9 protein-coding genes and 1 pseudogene are annotated in these 20,094 nt (G+C 48.7%); 1 reads left to right on the top strand and 9 read right to left on the bottom strand.

Annotated elements, in window-relative coordinates:
- Positions 1-41: 41 nt before the first annotated feature.
- The 6 genes and pseudogenes from BJJ97_RS11055 to ushA form a co-directional block, all read right to left on the bottom strand.
- A complete protein-coding gene (locus BJJ97_RS11055) occupies positions 42-2,195 on the bottom strand; it encodes a carbon starvation CstA family protein (protein WP_095993962.1) in 2,154 nt (717 codons plus the stop codon).
- 322 nt (positions 2,196-2,517) lie between these two features.
- Positions 2,518-4,656, bottom strand: a complete 2,139-nt coding sequence (locus BJJ97_RS11050; RefSeq protein WP_095993961.1) for an SGNH/GDSL hydrolase family protein — start codon at positions 4,654-4,656, stop codon at positions 2,518-2,520.
- Positions 4,657-5,114: 458 nt separating this feature from the next.
- A complete protein-coding gene (locus tag BJJ97_RS11045; protein ID WP_095993960.1) occupies positions 5,115-7,121 on the bottom strand; it encodes a discoidin domain-containing protein in 2,007 nt (668 codons plus the stop codon).
- Positions 7,122-7,283: 162 nt separating this feature from the next.
- Positions 7,284-9,301, bottom strand: a pseudogene (locus BJJ97_RS11040) (discoidin domain-containing protein).
- Between the two features lie 162 nt (positions 9,302-9,463).
- Positions 9,464-11,497, bottom strand: a complete 2,034-nt coding sequence (locus BJJ97_RS11035; protein WP_095993959.1) for a discoidin domain-containing protein — start codon at positions 11,495-11,497, stop codon at positions 9,464-9,466.
- A 243-nt stretch (positions 11,498-11,740) separates the two neighbouring features.
- A complete protein-coding gene (gene ushA / locus BJJ97_RS11030) occupies positions 11,741-13,390 on the bottom strand; it encodes a bifunctional UDP-sugar hydrolase/5'-nucleotidase UshA (protein WP_095993958.1) in 1,650 nt (549 codons plus the stop codon).
- A 668-nt stretch (positions 13,391-14,058) separates the two neighbouring features.
- Between ushA and ybaL the strand changes: the two genes are divergently transcribed.
- Positions 14,059-15,744 carry a YbaL family putative K(+) efflux transporter gene (ybaL, locus tag BJJ97_RS11025; RefSeq protein ID WP_095993957.1) on the top strand — a complete coding sequence of 562 codons (1,686 nt, stop codon included), beginning with the start codon at positions 14,059-14,061 and terminating at the stop codon, positions 15,742-15,744.
- A 111-nt stretch (positions 15,745-15,855) separates the two neighbouring features.
- Here the strand turns inward: ybaL and hemH are convergent, their stop codons facing one another.
- From hemH to htpG, 3 genes are all read right to left on the bottom strand, one after another.
- On the bottom strand, positions 15,856-16,818 hold the full coding sequence (gene hemH / locus BJJ97_RS11020; protein WP_125460903.1) for a ferrochelatase: 963 nt from the start codon (positions 16,816-16,818) through the stop codon (positions 15,856-15,858).
- A gap of 347 nt (positions 16,819-17,165) precedes the next feature.
- On the bottom strand, positions 17,166-17,810 hold the full coding sequence (gene adk, locus BJJ97_RS11015; protein ID WP_039487885.1) for an adenylate kinase: 645 nt from the start codon (positions 17,808-17,810) through the stop codon (positions 17,166-17,168).
- Positions 17,811-18,073: 263 nt separating this feature from the next.
- Positions 18,074-19,957 (bottom strand): molecular chaperone HtpG, encoded by a 1,884-nt coding sequence (gene htpG, locus BJJ97_RS11010; protein ID WP_174868970.1) that lies wholly within the window; start codon positions 19,955-19,957, stop codon positions 18,074-18,076.
- Between the last annotated feature and the right edge of the window lie 137 nt (positions 19,958-20,094).

Genomic DNA, 20,094 nt, shown 5'->3' with positions numbered 1-20,094 from the left:
CCTTGCTAGCTGTCTCGCAAAATCTGACGGGCGCGAATCACTTAGTGGCCGGAAGAGACTTTCACGCCACCTTCAGGAACCGGAACATACGGGGTTTCCTGATCGGTACGTTCAGCCACTTTACGTGCAGCCAGTGCCGCTTTAATACCGTACGCAATAATGCTGTACACCACGATCAGGAACAGAATGCTCAGACCGGCGTTGGTATAGTTGTTAGTCACGATATGGTTCATGTTAGAAATCTGCTGCGCGCTCAGTTCAGCACCGCCTTCCGCAATTTTGCCCTTGAACATGTTCGCCATGTAGAAGAAGCCTTCCAACTGAGGATTGTCGCTGAACAATTTCAGACCCAGCGCCCAAGTAGTACAGATCAACAGCCAAATCGCCGGAACCAGCGTTACCCAGATGTACTGCGTACGTTTCATCTTAATCAGGATAACCGTACCCAGCACCAGCGCTACCGCAGCCAGCATCTGGTTAGAGATACCGAACAACGGCCACAGGCTCTTCACGCCGCCCAGCGGATCAACCACGCCTTGATACAGCAGGTAGCCCCACAGACCAACGCAGCCAGCCGTACCGATCATACCGGCAATCAGAGAGTCGGTTTTCTTCAGGAACGGAACGAAGTTACCCAACAGGTCTTGCAGCATGAAGCGGCCCGCACGCGTACCCGCATCCAGTGCTGTCAGAATGAACAGCGCTTCAAACAGAATACCGAAGTGATACCAGAAGCCCATGTTGGCACCAGGAATGATCTGGTGGAACACGTGTGCGATACCGACAGCCAGTGTTGGTGCACCGCCTGCACGGTTCAGAACGGAAGGTTCACCGATGTCTTTCGCCGTTTGCAGAATCTGCTCTGGAGAAATCACGAAGCCCCAAGAGCTAACGGTCGCCGCCGCGTGTGCGGATACGTCCTGCAGCTGTGCCAGAATCATCGGCGCATCGGCTGTGCCCAGACGGTGCAGATCCGGCATCGTAATACCCAACGCCGCTGGCGGGGTATTCATCGCAAAGTACAGACCCGGTTCGATGATAGACGCCGCAACCAGCGCCATCACCGCCACGAAAGACTCCATCAGCATGGCGCCGTAACCGATGAAACGCGCATCGTTTTCGTTAGCCATCAATTTCGGCGTAGTACCGGAAGCAATCAGCGCGTGGAAACCAGACACCGCGCCACAGGCGATAGTAATAAACAGGAACGGGAACAGCGTACCTTTCCAGACCGGACCGGTGCCATCCACAAACTGCGTTACCGCTGGCATTTTCAGATCGGGATTCAGAATCACGATACCAATCGCCAGACCGACGATGACACCAATTTTCAGGAAGGTTGCCAGATAGTCACGCGGTGCCAGAATCAACCATACTGGCAGCAGTGCGGACACAAAAGCATAGCCAATCAGCGTATAGGTGATGGTCGTATCTTTGAAGGTCAGCGCCGGGCCCCAGTACGGGTCATGTGCCACTACGCCACCAAACCAAATTGCCAGCACCAGCAGCACGATCCCGATCACCGAGATTTCACCGACTTTACCCGGACGGATGAAGCGCATGTAGACGCCCATAAACAGCGCGATCGGCACCGTAGAACATACGGTAAAGACGCCCCACGGACTTTCTGCCAGTGCTTTCACCACGATCAGCGCCAGTACGGCAAGAATGATGATCATAATAAGGAAGCAGCCGAACAGCGCAATCGTACCCGGGACTGGGCCTAATTCTTTCTTAACGATTTCGCCTAATGACGCGCCGTTACGACGGGTCGAAATAAACAGGACCATGAAATCCTGCACGGCACCGGCCAACACCACGCCGCCCAGCAACCATAAGGTGCCCGGTAAGTAGCCGACCTGCGCAGCCAGTACCGGCCCAACCAGCGGACCTGCACCTGCGATAGCGGCAAAGTGGTGCCCGAACAAGACGTTACGGTTCGTCGGCACATAGTTAAGACCGTCGTTATTCACAACGGCAGGAGTTGCTCTGGTCGGATCTAACTGCATGACTTTTTGTGCGATATACAGGCTGTAGTATCGATAAGCCACGAGGTAAACGGCGACAGAAGCAACAATAATCCATAATGCACTAATATGCTCACCGCGACGTAGTGCGACTACGCCGAGGCAAGCAGCCCCGATGATTCCAAGAATCATCCAAGGGATGTGTTTAAGAATGGCGTTGCTCTTCATAAGACATCCTTCAATTAAAAATCACAATCGTTTGATTTTGTTAGCTGTAGAAAAATAAACCCTGGTAATGCGTCGTGCGATAACGCGGGTTATCGCGTATTTCAGATAAAGGAAAATAGTGGCGGCACATTACGCCATCGCGTACGCGCGTGGGGCGGGTATTTGGGTAGGCGGCAGAATAGCGAGCTAAGCGGTTAGAATGACGCAGTGAGTGGCTGGGGATAAATTGGGCGGTATAAACGAAAAGGCCGCGACGTTCGCGGCCAGGCGAGATAAATTACAGATAGATTTATTTCACATACAGAAAAGGAATTACAGATTTCTAGCGACCGCCGATGACTGTAACTCTGAACGACGTCGGATTGATGAGTGCATTCGCCGCATTATAAAACAGAATCCTGAACGAGTTCGTCGTCTTAAATACCACTCTATGGATGATGAACGATGCGTCTTCTGTATATTCCACGTCAACTCTATAGTTATCAGTAACGAGATTGGCCATGCTTACATTGAATTGGCCAACAGCTTCAGTTGTGCATCCTGTAACGAAACCAGTAACCGTGTTGCTAGAACCCCTTCTGAACAACGTCCCCACCACCCCGCCGTTGATGTCATTATTTTTAACGTTAGACCAGCTATCGCAGACCAGCCCCTCTAATGACACAGGCCCAGCATTCTGTCCTGATGCGAATGTAATCATGTGCCACCCCGCCGTTGTCACATGCAAATAGCCTGCGGTTGCGAGTTGAGAAAATCGCTCAGTAGCCCGGTTTTTTGATGTGTCACCCGAAATCGAACGCCTAGAAACAATGTAGTCTGGGTCTTGTAAAATGGTAGGGATTTCAACATTTGACGGATACAACGGCTGACGTGCGCCATTATTCAGAATCATGTCAACCATCCACGGGCCTTTTGCATGAAATGACGGAAAAATTAATGAATTATCGTCCTTGATATAAACCGCGATTGTTACGCTCCCGCCAACTGGGTCGTTGGGTAACATAACCCCGACAGCCTCTGGATCGTCAGCAGCACCGAGAAAAGGCGGTGAGGTGCCGTTAGTAAATTCGTTCCTCTTCAATGTAACGTTAGACGATACAGGGGCATAAAATATGTGAGGAAGGACTACAGAACCCTGCCGCATGACGCACGGTCTTTTGTAATCCTGTTGCATAAAGACAGCGGCCAGCTTCTTACCCATTATCGATAAGAATTCTTCACGTAGATGAACACCATCGAACGCCGATTCGCTCAAACCATACTGCCGAATAACGTCCCGCTTGGTATCAATAAACATACATCCGAATTCATTCGCGACCGATTTAACCGCTGAGTCATATACCCATGAAACATAACCCTCTGTCAGATTACCCATCGGAGAGATATTTGCACCACCGACAAACTGTGTAGTGCCCAGCAATACTACACATCGGCGACGTAACAATTCTCTCGCGACAAACTTACGCATGACTACAGAAAAATTTTTACCGCTATAGAGAGAATCGCCGTCTACATTTTCGGGCACATTGCCGTTATTGGTTGCGGCTTTAATATCATTGATGCCCAACATAATTGTTGAAATATCACCGTCCAAACCATCATTAATCGTTCGGATATAGTGGACTAATGCTGTATCCCCTGCATGCGCCTGATTCTGAGACGTCCATACTGACTGCGTTAATGACGACATCACCTCTGCTATCATAGCGGGGTACGTCATAGACATTTGCCCGCCTCCTGGTCCTTGCGCCCATGTGATGCTGTCTCCATAACTGATCATTTTGATGGGTTTATTAGTCCGCAGCTTAGCTTGATATTGTGTATAGCTGAGATTTTCTAACTCATTTAGTTTGCCGTAATCGTCAAACTCTAACATCCCACTATTCGAGACTAACTTATGCAGTTCATCGTCAGATGTGATTTCCGAGCCTGCATGACCGGGGATAATATTTCGCGATGAGTTATACACAAATGTATAACCGACATCCGTTAAATAAACGCGCTGGCCATCAATAAACCGCTCAAATGTTTTTGCATTGGCCAATGTGAGACGAATGACTTGCAGGCCACCGACCATTAAAAACCCTGTAGGTGCGGCCAGCTCGCTTCGTAACGCCACATCGCCAATGTTAACGTTAATCCAGTTGCCATCATCATCCGGGGATGCCACAGAGATAACATGAGGTTCATCAAGATTACCTGCGTAGCGATACCATGAACCCTGATAGTTCACAATCTGGGTCGGCAATGAGATTTCCAGACCTATCTCCCATATCCCTAATTGAATCCACCCCAGACCATCAAAGGCTGTGTTGAATTTCTGATACAACCAGCGCGTTCTATTTGCCAGGTCTCTTAACGGTTTATTCGCAGTACCATCCGGTCCACCGCCAACGGGGTCGTTACGCTCTATTTGATAAACGCCTGCTGTCCATTCTGGCGATTCAGGTAAATTAGCCATTTGTTTTCTCCTGGTGTACTAATACACGAACTTGTGTTCGCCGTTAAAATCGATTTCGTCGTTATAAGTGATGGTGCGTAATTCATTAATCATTGAGACACGCCCGAATATGCCCAGTTCTATTGACGCTTTTTTTTGCAGAACGGGCAATATTAATGACGTAGTTTCTAATCCGACGAGGTTATTACTTGTATTAATCAGCTCTAACATGCCAACTGGATCGATATTGACGCGGTAGAGTTCGATAAGAGTTTCCCTGCTATTCTCTGCCAGATTGAGGGGCGTACTAAGTTCGGACTCCTAGAGCCCTCTCTTCATAGTTCATGCATAGGGAGTATTATTTGTTTTTTATAAATACTATTTTAAAGAAATTTAATAACTTACCTCTTCATGCTCTGTAAAATTTAGAAAAAAGCCGCGATATACGCGGCTATTGAAATAGGTCATCGGGCGAAGAGTTATGGAATCTGATACGCCAGTTTGTAATTACCTGCCGCCATAGTGCGGAATGTCACGCTGTCCGTGCGCCAGCGGATTTCCACTTCCGCAGGTGACTGTACTTTCCAACTGGAAGCATCGTTGACGTTCAGCACCAGTCGATCAATGGTCGCAACGTCTGTCTCTGGATCGGTGATATCAAGCGCAAACGCAAACGCGAGTGAATCCGGCACGCCGTTATTGGATGAAAACAGCTGCGCCCACTGTGCCGCTGTAATACCGCCAAGATCGGCTGGCGTCATACCACCCGCAATCAGTGCTTCTGCACCTGCGGTATCGGCTGACAGCGCCCCTACATCAACCCACGCTCCGTTTCGCAAGACATGCCAGTTCACCAGATCCCGCGTCACAGCGACACGCACTTTACCCTTGGCGGTTAGCGTTGCGGTATTGATTTTTGACCACACAGCAGACGTCAGTGATTTTTGAATAATAACTTGAGGCATTAATTTGTATGCATACTTAATTAATGCTCTGTTATTGCTAACAATTTCTACATTTTGAGCATCATCTCCGCTAAGAGATGCGGATGAAACCCCAATTTCATCAATCAACTCAGGTGTAACAGTATCCGTTATCTCACTGAGTGTTCCATTTACGACAGTGTAAAATTTATCAGCATAGCGCATGACAAATTTACTTTCAGGAGGGGATAACTTAAGTTCTGCAATTACAATAAAATTTTGAGTGCCGTTAACACTGGAGATAAACAGTCTGTAATGTTGATATGCAACAATTTTATCTAACTTAAATGATTTAATAACTCGAGTGTCATTTCTCGTATCATTCGTTACCTTATGCAAATCATGCCAATCAATTCCATCATCACTGCCTTGAAAAATGAAATCTCTGACTGAGGCAACATTATTACCATATGAATCAATAAATCTAGAGAAAATAGTATATCCAGAAACTGGAAGTTTATTCGGTAAATCTATACGTAACCATTGTGGTGCTTGTTCGGTCGGGCGGGCATTAGAAATCCATGCTTTCTGATTTGTTTCAGTTACGCCATCAAAACTGTAATATGCGTTATATGCTGCCGTATTATAACTGCTGGCACTTGCGATATATCCAGCTGGAACGTTATCAGATGTCATTTTTGGGATTATGGAATCCGTTACAACACTAATATCGAAAGAATGATACCCATTTTTTACTTCTGAATAATAAAACCCGCCTCTCTGCTCTAACATTTCTGAATACACGCTACTATCTTGGTGTACCCCTCCATCAAAAATAACATCATCCGTTGTATCATAATTATCTTTACTGGATGCGCCGAAATCATCAACAACGTAAGTCTGATTTGCTGCACCGGCTTCTTCTTTCAGCGCATACGCCGCGAGATTAAATGTATTTTGTGGACGAATGTTGAACGCGTGGTTTTGCCCTGCCGTTGCGCCCTGACGATCGGCGACGATATAGCCAGAATTGCCGCCGGAACCACCAACAGCACTGATAATGGTTTTCTCATTCACAGGGTTATAACTCAGCGTCACGCCCGCCCCCGCTTCCAGCGAGGAATGGATAAGCTGTTTCGTTTTTTGCGTGTAGTCGGTGATGTCCGCAGTGGTGTGAGTGTGATCTGCGGCCGCAACCCCCATTTGCGCTGGCGTCAGTGAGATATCACCGCTGCCCAGCAGCGATTGACCAAAGAGCGTGCGGATGGTGGTGCCAGAAATTAATTCAGCCTGCTTTGCGTTCCAGATTGCTTTTTCATCCGGCGAGGCAAATTTTCTGGTGGCGGTTTCGGTGATCTGATCGGCGGTATAGTCGCCGGATTGTGCAATCACGATACCAGTACGCCCGAATACGGAGGCCACACCCGAAACACCGGGTTCTTGACCACCACCATTATCTGAATGACAGCAAGTATGGGGATTAACCTGAATAGGAGGATGAACGGTACATGTCACTTTGCCTGTACTGTCACAAACATTGATTTCAATATTAATGTCTTTCATGGCGTTGATGACTCCGTTAATAAAGGGCATAGGGAGTATCACTTATTTGTTATAAACATTATTCTAAAGTGCTTTAATAACTTACTGCTTCATGTTCTGTAAAATTCAGAATAAAAAAGCCGCGATATACGCGGCTATTGAAATAGGTCATCGGGCGAAGAGTTATGGAACCTGATACGCCAGTTTGTAATTACCTGCCGTCGCAGTGAGGAATGTCACGCTGTCCGTGCGCCAACGGATTTCCACTTCCGCAGGTGACTGTACTTTCCAGCTGGAAGCATCGTTGACGTTCAGCACCAGCCGGTCAATGGTCGCTACGTCGGTGACCGGGTCAGTGATATCGAGTGCAAACGCAAACGCGAGTGAGTCCGGCACGCCGTTATTGGATGAGAACAGCTGCGTCCACTGCGCCGCAGTAATACCGCCGAGCTCGGCTGGCGTCATACCATCAGCAATCAGTGCTTCTGCGCCTGCGGTATCGGCTGACAGCGCCCCCACATCAACCCACATCCCGTTCCGCAAGACATGCCAGTTCACCAAATCCCGCGTCACAGCGACACGTACCTTGCCGTTGCCCGTCTGCGTTGCGGTTAGCGTTGCGGCATTGATTTGTGACCATGAGCCAGCAGATACCAACAATTTATCAACTGCAATCTGGGAGTCGGGCGAATATAAGGTCGCCACCCTAGATGCTGAGTTACTAACAATTTGAACAGGTAACAACCCTCGCATTTGATCACTGCCGATAAAACCAGAATTAGAAAATCCATTTTTATGGAAGTCTTCTGACTCTGACGGTGGCGAGACAAGTGTTAGCACACCATTTTGAATGGTATACCAACTATCGTTAGATCGAATAAGAAATGGTGTACGAGAGAACAGTTCAAATTCACCGATAGTACAAAAACTGCCTCCATTTTGTTCAGTGATCCATAACCTATAGGATGAATAATTCGCTACTACTGGTAATTTAAAGTTACGAACAACACCAGCGGAATTATTCGTATCATTAGCTACAGAATGTAATGTATCCCATGTTTTACCATTATCATTACTCCCTTGAAATTCCCATGTGCGTGGATTTCCCTGAATACCGCTATATCGATTTTTTATCGTATAAGAATCTACTGATGATACACTTGGCAATGTTATTTTTAACCACCCAGGCGAAGCTGCATTAACTACATTTTGAGTTGCCCAGCAGTCAGTGCCATTATTTTTTCTGTCAAATGCTTTCCATGCTGGATTTGATGTCACTCCCCACTCAGATGAAGCAGATACGGTGTATCCTAACAAGTTTGAATTTGATGTCATTACTGGAACGATGCTATCTTCAGGCTGAAATATTGATATAGATCTGCCGTCCGCTTTAATTCTTGATGAATAAAAATCACCATCAGCGTTAAGTGAATAAATTTCACCCACATATGCTTTTAACGCACTATCAAAAATAACCGCATTCGTCGCGTTGTAATTCGGCTCACTCGACGCATTAAAATCATCAACAACATAAGTCTGATTTGCTGCACCGGCTTCTTCTTTCAGCGCATACGCCGCGAGATTAAATGTATTTTGTGGGCGAATGCTAAACACATGATTTTGCCCCGCCGTTGTGCCCTGACGCTCGGCGACGATATAACCCGAACTGCCGCTGCCAGAACCACCAGCAGCACTGATAATCGTTTTTTCGCTCACTGCATTATAGCTCAGTGTCACGCCCGCCCCGCTTCCAGCGAGGAATAGATAAGCTGTTTCGTTTTTTTCGTGTAGTCGGTGATGTCTGCTGTGGTGTGTGTGTGATCTGCGGCCGCAACACCCATTTGCGCTGGCGTCAGTGAGAGATCACCGCTACCCAGCAGCGATTGGCCAAAGAGCGTGCGGATAGTGGTGCCAGAAATTAATGCGTCTTGCTTTGCATTCCAGATTGCTTTTTCATCCGGCGAGGCAAATTTTCTGGTAGCCGTTTCGGTGATCTGATCGGCGGTATAGTCGCCGGGTTGTGCAGTCACAATACCGGTACGCCCGAATACGGAGGCCACACCCGAAATACCGGGTTCTTGACCACCACCATTATCTGAATGACAGCAAGTATGGGGATTGACCTGAACAGGAGGATGAACGGTACATGTCGCTTTGCCTGTACTGTCACAAACATTGATTTCAATATTAATGTCTTTCATGGCGTTGATGACTCCGTTAATAAAGGGCATAGGGAGTATCACTTATTTGTTATAAACATTATTCTAAAGTGCTTTAATAACTTACTGCTTCATGTTCTGTAAAATTCAGAATAAAAAAGCCGCGATATACGCGGCCATTGAAATAGGTCATCGGGCGAAGAGTTATGGAACCTGGTACGCCAGTTTGTAATTACCTGCCGTCGCAGTACGGAATGTCACGCTGTCCGTGCGCCAGCGGATTTCCACTTCTGCAGGTGACTGCGCTTTCCAGCTGGAAGCATCGTTGACGTTCAGCACCAGTCGGTCAATGGTCGCAACGTCTGTCTCTGAATCGGTGATATCAAACGCAAATGCAAACGCGAGTGAGTCCGGCACGCCGTTATTGGATGAGAACAGCTGCGTCCACTGCGCCGCCGTAATACCGCCGAGCTCGGCTGGCGTCATACCGTCCGCAATCAGAGCTTCTGCGCCTGCGGTATCGGCTGACAGCGCCCCAACATCAACCCACATCCCGTTCCGCAAGACATGCCAGTTCACCAAATCCCGCGTCACAGCGACACGTACCTTGCCGTTGCCCGTCTGCGTTGCGGTTAGCGTTGCGGCATTGATTTGTGACCACACAGCAGACGTCAGTGATTTTTGAATAACGATTTGTGAGTATGGTGTATATAGTGTTTCCACATCGATTTCGTTAGCTGAAAATATTTTTATCGGCATGAGATCGTTTAGTTGCGAGTTCTGAATTTCACCCGATGAATCAAACCCAGACATTAAAAAGTCATTCGCGTCATGCGGCTCAGGTACTACAGATAGTACTCCAGAACGTGATGAATACCAGTCGTTTGAGCGGGATTTAATCAAAACACTATTTTGTGAATATAGCTGAAACTCGCCTATTGTCACTGAGATCCCATTCCCATTAGTTAGAGTGACAAATAATCTATATGACGTGAAATATTCGGGATTGGGGATAGTAAAAAATCTTTCACCCGCAGTTTCAGTATTGATATCATTAATAACGGAATGCATTGTTTTCCATGAATTTCCGTCATTGCTAGCCTGTAATTCCCACGTTTTCGGCGTTGTAAAATCTACTAGCGTTCTGTTTTTTGCTCCTCTATTTTTTATCATATATGAACCAATCATCATTGGCTTTTGAAAATCAACTCGTAGCCACTGCGGGTTAGTTGAATTCAGAACGTTTTCTGATGCCCAACAATCACCCGGAGCCGTTGTTTGCGTAATGCCATCAAATGCTCGGTATGGAGGGAAATTGGGCAGAATCGATGTAGATGCGGAGACGGTATAGCCGTCTTGGCTATTTGACGTCATTTTAGGTATTGCCGTTTTTTTTACTGCATTAATTGATATCAACTCACCACCAGTCCTGATTTGTGATGAGTAAAACGCATTATCACTAATTAATGAGTAAGTCTCGCCGCGATATAAATTTACCGTACCATCAAAAATAACATCATCCGTTGCATCATAATTTGCTTTACTGGATGCACCGAAATCATCAGCAACGTAAGCCTGATTTACCGCCCCCGCTTCTTCTTTCAGCGCATACGCCGCGAGATTAAATGTATTTTGTGGACGAATGTTGAACACATGGTTTTGCCCTCCCGTTGCGCCCTGACGATCGGCAACGATATAGCCAGAATTGCCGCCGGAACCACCAACAGCACTGATAATGGTTTTCTCATTCGCTGGGTTATAGCTCAGCGTCACGCCCGCTCCGGCTTCTAGCGAGGAATGAATTAGCTGCTTCGTTTTTTGCGTGTAGTCGGTGATGTCCGCTGTAGTGTGCGTGTGATCTGTGGCCGCAACGCCCATTTGCGCTGGTGTCAGTGAGATATCACCGCTACCCAGCAGCGGCTGACCAAAGAGCGTGCGGATAGTGGTGCCAGAAATTAATGCATCCTGCTTTGCATTCCAGACTGCTTTCTCATCCGGCGTGGCAAATTTTCTGGTGGCAGTTTCAGTGATCTGATCGGCCGTATAGTCGCCGGGCTGTGCGGTTACGACACTGGTGCGCCCAAATACGGAGGCAACGCCAGAAACACCGGGCTCCTGACCACCGCCATTGTCTGAATGGCAGCAAGTATGGGAATCAACTTGAATAGGGGGATTAACAGCACATGTTGATTTTCCCGTGCTGCCACAGACGTTGATTTCAATATTTACGTTTTTCATAGTACCGACTACTCCGTTAGTTAGGGTGTATCAGGAGTATCGTGTATTTGGCAGGTCGGTTATTTTAAAGCACTTTACTAAACATAAGATTATTTAATCAATTAAATCAGCAAATTAGATTTAATCCGTTTTGGGAATTAAAGGTTTAAATGCGGCACGGCATCTCAGAATAACACCCAAAAAAAATGGCGGTTTATGTCATCAGTGAAGAGACAAAAACCGCCATCACGATTTGTTAATTTGTTACTTATAAACAATCTCGCCTTTCGGCGCGTAGGCTTCCGCATCCAGCGGAGAATGCTTCTCGATATACTGCTTCAGCACTTCAGCGTCGACAAAACCGGTGTTCACATAGCTCGGCAGATTATCAAGACGCGGATAACCATCGCCACCCATCGCATTAAAGTTCAGCGTTGCCATACGGTAAACTTTATCTGCCTGCAACGGCTCACCTTTGATTTTCACGTTCTGCACACCCTGCCCGTCTGCCGCCAGGCTGACGTTAAGGAATTGCGCATAGGCACCAGAATCCACCTTTTTATTGGCGGCTACGGCCAGATACTTCTCAACGTCGCTGCCTTTCATATCCACATAAACCAGCGTGTTGGCGAACGGCTGAACCTTCAGTACATCTTTATAGGTGATATCACCGGATTCGATCGAGTCGCGTACTCCACCGCCGCTCATGATGGCAAAATCAGCCCCAGCACGTTCAAGCTGCGCCGACAGCAGCAAGTGCGCCAGATTGGTCTGACGGAAACGCACCTGATTGCGATCGCCTTCCAGCTTGCCTTTCACGCTACCGATCTTGATGCCCAGCTGCGCCTGCCCTTTCTCCTGGAACGGCGTCAGCATTTTCATAACGTCAGCATCCTGCGTGATTTCATGCGTATAGAAAACACGCTCGGTCTTGCCGTCTTTCTCTACCTTTTTCTTCAGGTTGATCGGAATCAGCTGGTAATGCTCAAGTTTCAATTCACCATTGCGGAATGTGAAATCAGCACGACCGACATATTTACCCCACTCATGTGCCTGAACAATCCAGGTGCCGTTCTGACGATCGGGTGCACAAGGCGTGCCCGGCACATAATCCACCTGTTTTTTATTTTCCTGCGCCATACAGACCGGATCCTGCGAGTGGCCGCCGACAATCATGTCCAGATATCCAGCAGGCAGGCTACGCGCCATTTCCACATCACCCGGCGCATTAGAACCGTGATTACCGTCGTCATAGTGTCCCATGTGCGTCGCGGCAATAATCACATCCGGCTTTTCGCTCTTCCGCAATTGCTCAACAACCTGCTTCGCTTCTGTCGAAGGATTACGGAATTCGATATCGGTAAAATACTCAGGATTGCCTAATTTGGCCGTATCGTCCGTTGTCAGGCCGATAACCGCGATTTTTACACCTTGCTTGTCGAACAGGGCATAAGGCTTAAATAAGCGCTGATTGGTGCTTTTTTGGTAGATATTGGCTGATAACAGCGGGAATTTCGCCCATTTCTCCTGCTGACGCAGGACAGACAGCGGATTATCAAATTCGTGGTTGCCAAGTGCCATTGCATCATAGCCGACCATGTTCATACCACGGAAATCTGGTTCTGCATCCTGCAAATCGGACTCAGGCACACCGGTATTAATATCACCACCGGAAAGCAGCAGTACGCTGCCACCTTTACTCGCCACTTCCTGACGGATCTGATCGACCAGCGTTTTTTGCGCCGCTAGCCCATATTCACCGTGGTCGTTATGCCAGAAGTGACCGTGATGGTCATTGGTATGCAAAATAGTGATGGCGTATGTTTTGTCTTTTTCCCAAGCCATTGACATTACAGGTGTTAGCGCGAGCGATACCGCCATCGCACATCCCAGAGCTTTTACTGAAAAGCGCATGATAAATCTCCGTTTATTTTAAAGACCCAGTGGAACCACTGAGAAATTCACCACACAAATTAGCACAGCAAGATGAACAATGCGCGAGGCGCATTCACGCGGTCCGTCAGCAATGTGCGGTAGCCAACAAAATCAGATTAGGTATAGCAGCGAGAGTGATATCACGCTGACTTGCCACTGTCGTCACGCCGTCACGAACTCTTGCTAATATAGATACTTCATCGGAATAACCCAGCGACACACCGTTTATCCCCTATTTTCTGGGGTTCTACGTCAGTGGATAAAACCATTCCGCTGAATACACGGGAAAGCCGTAGGGCATTACAGTCCATAACATCATGCTATCAGAATAATTACGCATGTTTATCAACGCTTATCGCGAGAAACCATCCCTAAATCTGTGTTAGACTACCTTTAACTGGAGAAACTGATATTTTTCATAAAATACCACTTTTATCCAAGCAACATTTCGCTATATGCAATAGAATTTATCTATACCCAGAGTAATTGGCGTTGCAGCCAAACAGCAAACGAACGAATCCCAATACGCTTTTCGGTACATAATAAAAGTCATAAGGGTACGTAAGCGCTGCTAACCACGCTGTAACTTCAAAGCAAGAAGGGTAAATCCGCTCAATTACGTTTCACCTATGGCACAAGGAGTTGGGATGCATGCTGCAACACCGCTAATTTCTACTATCGCTGGGGGGCTGGTTCTTGCCTTCCTCCTTGGTATTCTGGCACACCGCCTGCGTATCTCTCCCCTTGTTGGTTACCTTGCCGCAGGCGTTCTTGTCGGTCCTTTTACACCCGGTTTCGTTGCCGATACTTCACTGGCATCAGAACTCGCGGAACTTGGCGTCATCCTGCTGATGTTTGGCGTTGGCCTGCACTTCTCGCTGAAAGATCTCATGGCGGTAAAGTCCATCGCCATTCCCGGTGCGATAGCCCAGATTGCCGTGGCAACGCTACTTGGAATGGGGTTATCCACCATGCTGGGTTGGAGCCTGGCGAGCGGCCTGGTTTTTGGCCTCTGCCTGTCCACCGCCAGTACCGTGGTACTGTTACGCGCGTTGGAAGAACGCCAGCTTATTGATAGTCAGCGTGGTCAAATCGCCATCGGTTGGCTGATTGTGGAAGATCTGGCGATGGTCCTTACGCTGGTTCTCCTACCGGCCTTCGGCGACATGATCGGCGCTGAGCATGCCGACACCAGCAAACTGCTGGCCGATTTAGCCTGGACTATCGGTAAAGTGATTGCGTTTATTACCCTGATGATTGTAGTCGGTCGCCGTCTGGTGCCGTGGGTATTGGCAAAAAGCGCCAGCACCGGCTCACGCGAGCTTTTCACGCTGGCGGTGTTAGCCATGGCACTGGGTATCGCTTTTGGCGCGGTGAAGCTGTTTGATGTCTCCTTTGCACTGGGCGCATTCTTCGCCGGCGTGGTATTGAACGAATCTGAACTCAGCCAGCGTGCGGCACACGACACGCTGCCGCTGCGCGATGCCTTCGCCGTACTGTTCTTCGTTTCCGTCGGTATGCTGTTTGATCCGATGATCCTGCTGAACGACCCGATTTCCGTGCTGATCACGCTGGCGATTATCGTATTCGGTAAGTCAGCCGCCGCTTTCGTGCTGGTTCGACTCTTTGGTCACTCCAAGCGTACAGCATTAACGATTTCCGCCAGTCTGGCGCAGATCGGTGAATTTGCCTTTATTTTGGCCGGACTCGGTATTGTGCTGGGGCTGCTGTCCGAAGAAGGACGGAATTTGGTACTGGCCGGTGCCATTCTCTCCATCATGATAAACCCGCTGCTGTTTACGCTGCTGGAACGCTATCTGGCGAAGAACGAAACAATAGAAGAGCAGATCGTAGAAGAAGCGATTGAGGAAGAGAAACAAATTCCTGTCGATATGTGCAACCACGCGCTGCTGGTCGGCTATGGTCGCGTTGGTAGCCTGATTGGCGCCAAGCTGCATCAGGCAGGGATTCCCGTGGTCGTGATTGAGAATTCGCGTACACGTGTTGACGCACTACGTGAACAGGGAATTAAAGCCGTATTGGGTAACGCCACCAAGCCTGAAATCATGGATATTGCGCGTCTGGACTGCGCTCGTTGGTTATTACTGACGATTCCGAACGGCTATGAGGCGGGAGAAATCGTCGCGGCAGCTCGTGAGAAGCGTGCCGATCTGGAGATTATCGCTCGTGCGCACTATGACGATGAAGTCAGCTACATTACCGAACACGGCGCCAATGAGGTGGTAATGGGTGAGCGGGAAATCGCCAATAGCATGATCACACTGTTGAAGCTGGATGACATTCCACCAGCACCTCAGGCGTGCCCTATCTAAATGGCTACACGTTAGAGACAAAAATGGCGGGCCTATTTGGCCCGCCATTTTTTTTACGCTGTGCGATATCGATATGCCTGAAAACGTCGCCAGACAAAAAACCGTTGTTCCCTACTCGGCTTTACTCACTAGCTGTTCCAGCAGATCAATGTGCAGCGGATCGTCATTGAGTGCAGGAATATAGTGGAATGCCTCTCCGCCTGCATGCAGGAAGATTTCACGGTTCTGTTCCTGAATCTCCTCCAACGTTTCCAGACAGTCAGCGGAAAAACCGGGGCACATAATCTGAATATGTTTGATTCCCTGCGCAGGCAGCCCCTGCATGGTTTCATCCGTATATGGCGTCAGCCAGGGTTCACGGCCAAAACGCGACTGGAAGGTCATCATTATTTTGCCTTCCGGCAGCCCCAGTGCGGCAATTAGCGCCTCTGTCGTCGCCCGACAGCGTTGTGGATAGTCATCCCCTTCATTGGCATACCGCTCGGGGATGCCGTGATAGGAGATCACTAATCTGTCGGGTTCGCCGTGTTCAGCAAAAGACTGCTCGACACGGTGCTTCAATGCCGCAATATAAGCAGGATGTTCGGCGTAATCACGGATAAAGCGAATCGCAGGCAACTGACGATTATCACGCAGCTGTGCCGCTAATCCATCCCACACAGCAGCGGTCGTTGAGCAGGAATATTGCGGATACATCGGCAAGACCACCAGTTGCGTGACACCCTGCGCCAGTAACTTATCCAGCGCTGAACGTAGGCTTGGCGTGCCATAACTCATTCCCAGCTCCACGGGCGTTTCCGGCATGCGCGCAGCCAGTGCCTGCTGCTGTCGGCGGCTAATCACCAACAGCGGCGATCCCTCTTCCATCCAGACCGACTGATAGAGCTTCGCCACTCGCGGTGAGCGGGTTGGCAGGATGATACCGCGCAGCAGCGGCCACCATAGCAGGCGCGGCGTATCCACCACGCGCCGGTCGCTTAGAAACTCCGCCAGATAGCGCCTCACCGCCTGCGGCGTCGGGGCATCGGGTGTCCCTAAGTTCACCATCAGCACGCCGTATTTCTCTTGTTTCATCGCCGTCTTCCTTTTATGGAGAAGCAGGCTTTCTCTCAGCCCACCAGTGCGTAACATCAAATTTTCATACCCTAAATAATTCGAGTTGCAGGCAGGCGGCAACCGCACGAATCCCTAGGAGCTTACTCAAGTAAGTGACTAGGGTGAGCAAGAGAAGCCAACGAACATGCAGCTTGAAGTATGACGGGTATATTGTAGCGAAAAAAAGCTAAACAAATACGGGTAGATAGCAGGGATAACGCCGATGCTATCAATAGAGGAAACAAAGCCAATGAGGATCTCAGAACGAAAAAATGCCAGACGATCGTCTGGCATTCAGATAGCGGAGTATGATTCGCTTAGAAAAATTAGCCCAGAATGGTTTCCAGCTCTGCGCGAACTTCTTCTACTTTACGCGTACCTTCCACTTTGAAATAGCGCGTATTACCTGCATCAGCTTCTTTCTGATAGTAAGAAACCAGTGGTGCAGTCTGCTGATGGTACTCAACCAGACGCTTGCGAACGGTATCTTCCTGATCGTCCTTACGAATGCTCAGCTCTTCGCCCGTCACGTCGTCTTTGCCTTCAACTTTAGGCGGATTGAATTTTACATGATAGACACGACCGGACGCCGCATGAACGCGACGGCCAATGATACGATCGATGATCAGTTCGTCAGGAACTGCAAATTCGATAACGTAATCCACATTGATGCCTGCATCTTTCATCGCATCAGCTTGTGGAATGGTGCGTGGGAAGCCATCCAACAGAAAACCGTTACGGCAATCCTCCTGGGCGATGCGCTCTTTAACCAGAGCAATGACCAGTTCATCAGTGACCAGTTTACCTGCGTCCATGATTTCTTTAGCCTGCTTGCCCAATTCAGTACCCGCTTTTACCGCTGCACGCAGCATGTCACCCGTGGAAATCTGCGGAATACCGTATTTCTCCATGATGAATTGAGCCTGAGTACCTTTGCCTGCGCCCGGAGCGCCCAGCAGAATAATACGCATCGCGTAAATCCCCTTGCTATGTAATATTTATAAAATAAATTTGAAAAACGCTAAACCATACCATTCCAGACGCTTATGCTCAAGGAACGGGCTCGCTTCAGCAACGCGCAGGCAGATGAAAAAAAGCAAGATACCTAAAAATACGGTTTGCCGTCTGCCCAATGTTGCCATTCAGTGTAGACGAAGAAACGCCCAATAACGGATGGAAACGTAAAATCGGGGGGAAGACCCCGGTTGGCACCGGGGTCTAGAGGACATCAATATCAGGCACTTAACAGCTGATTCATACGGCGGATGAACAGGTTCGGATCGTCCAGCGTACCGCGTTCAGCCAGCAGAGCCTGATCCAGCAGCAGTTCGACCCACTCGCCAAACTCAGCGTCATCAGAAACGTCAGCCGCACGTTTAATTAACGCGTGTTCCGGGTTCAGTTCAAAAATGTACTTCACTTCCGGTGCTTGCTGGCCTGCCGCAGCGAACAGTTTCGCCATCTGCGTGCTCATCTCGTCCGCATCCGTCACGACAATCGCAGGCGTATCGGTCAAACGGTAGGTGAAACGCACATCTTTAACGCGCTCGCCCAGCAGCGTTTTCACACGCTCAACAAACGGCTCCAGCGCTTTCTGTGCTTCTTTCTGCGCATCGTTTTCTTCGTCAGCCAGTTTATCCAGCGTATCGTCCGCTTTGCTGACCGACTGGAAGGATTTACCGTCGAATTCGGTCAGGTAGCTCATCATCCATTCGTCAATACGTTCGGACAACAGCAATACCTCGATACCTTTCTTACGGAACAGCTCCAGATGTGGGCTGCTCTTCGCCGCCGCATAGCTATCTGCGGTGATGTAGTAGATCTTGTCCTGACCTTCCACCATCCGGCTAACGTAATCTTCCAGCGATACCGTCTGTGCGGAGCTGTCGGATTGCGTGGTAGCAAAGCGCAGCAGTTTCGCGATCGCTTCTCGGTTGCTGCCATCTTCCGCTGGGCCTTCTTTCAGCACCAGACCAAATTGTTGCCAGAACGTCTGGTATTTTTCTGCGTCGTCTTTCGCCAGTTTATCCAGCATTTGCAGCACGCGTTTAGTCAGCGCATTACGCAAGTTCTGCGTCACACGGCTATCCTGCAAAATCTCGCGGGAAACGTTCAACGGCAGATCGTTGGAATCAATCAGGCCGCGAACAAAACGCAGATAGTTCGGCATGAACTGCTCGGCGTCATCCATAATAAAGACGCGCTGAACGTACAATTTCAGGCCGTGTTTATGATCGCGGTTCCACATATCCCACGGTGCATGGGCAGGAATGTAGAGCAGGCTGGTGTATTCCTGCTTACCTTCTACACGGTTATGGCTCCAGCTCAGCGGATCGGTAAAGTCATGGGAGATGTGTTTATAAAACTCGTTGTACTCTTCATCGCTGACTTCAGATTTACTGCGCGTCCACAGAGCCTGTGCCTTATTAATTTTTTCCCAGCTAACGGTGGATTCACCGCCTTCTTCTTCGCTTTCAGTCCGGGATTCAATTTCTACCGGCAGCGCAATATGGTCGGAATATTTGCTGATGACGGAACGCACACGCCAATCATCCAGGAATTCGTCTTCACCTTCGCGCAGATGCAAGGTGATTTCCGTACCGCGATCGTCTTTGGTGATGTCAGCAATGGTGTAGTCACCTTCACCAGCAGATTCCCAGTACACGCCCTGATCGGCATTTGCACCTGCAGCACGGGTGCGTACAGTCACTTTATCCGCAACGATGAAGGCGGAATAAAAACCGACACCGAACTGACCAATCAGTTGGCTATCTTTAACCTGATCGGAACCCATAGATTCCAGAAAAGCCTTGGTGCCAGATTTCGCAATCGTACCGAGATTATCAATAACTTCGTCACGGCTCATGCCGATACCGTTATCAGAAATCGTCAGCGTACGTTTTTCTTTATCCGTAGACACGCGCACGCGCAGGTCGCCATCGCCCGCATACAGTTCTGGTGCGGACAGCGCACGAAAACGTAATTTATCTGCCGCATCGGAGGAGTTGGAGATCAATTCACGCAGAAAGATTTCTTTGTTGGAATAGAGTGAATGGATCATCAAATGCAGGAGTTGCTTAACTTCGGACTGGAACCCGCGAGTTTCTTGGCCTTTCATGCTCATTGTTGCTTACCTCAATCCTAATATTATTCAGGCTGATTAAACTGACGATAAGTAGCAAGTGGGGATAAACCAAGGTGATTTCAAGGGGTAAATTTCAGCGAAAAAAGAAAACGGTGAGATGAAAGAGGAAA

This window comes from Pectobacterium polaris (genome assembly GCF_002307355.1).
GTDB classification, from domain to species: Bacteria; Pseudomonadota; Gammaproteobacteria; order Enterobacterales; family Enterobacteriaceae; genus Pectobacterium; species Pectobacterium polare.
This window is presented reverse-complemented; position numbering and strand designations above follow the sequence as displayed.

Bases quoted from the DNA above. Each gene is read 5' to 3' on its own strand.
- ushA (WP_095993958.1), bottom strand. From the start codon at position 13,390: ATGCGCTTTTCAGTAAAAGCTCTGGGATGTGCGATGGCGGTATCGCTC.
- adk (WP_039487885.1), bottom strand. From the start codon at position 17,810: ATGCGTATTATTCTGCTGGGCGCTCCGGGCGCAGGCAAAGGTACTCAG.
- BJJ97_RS11050 (WP_095993961.1), bottom strand. From the start codon at position 4,656: ATGGCTAATTTACCTGAATCGCCAGAATGGACAGCAGGCGTTTATCAA.
- htpG (WP_174868970.1), bottom strand. From the start codon at position 19,957: ATGAAAGGCCAAGAAACTCGCGGGTTCCAGTCCGAAGTTAAGCAACTC.
- hemH (WP_125460903.1), bottom strand. From the start codon at position 16,818: ATGAAACAAGAGAAATACGGCGTGCTGATGGTGAACTTAGGGACACCC.
- BJJ97_RS11045 (WP_095993960.1), bottom strand. From the start codon at position 7,121: ATGAAAGACATTAATATTGAAATCAATGTTTGTGACAGTACAGGCAAA.
- BJJ97_RS11035 (WP_095993959.1), bottom strand. From the start codon at position 11,497: ATGAAAAACGTAAATATTGAAATCAACGTCTGTGGCAGCACGGGAAAA.
- ybaL (WP_095993957.1), top strand. From the start codon at position 14,059: ATGCATGCTGCAACACCGCTAATTTCTACTATCGCTGGGGGGCTGGTT.
- BJJ97_RS11055 (WP_095993962.1), bottom strand. From the start codon at position 2,195: ATGAAGAGCAACGCCATTCTTAAACACATCCCTTGGATGATTCTTGGA.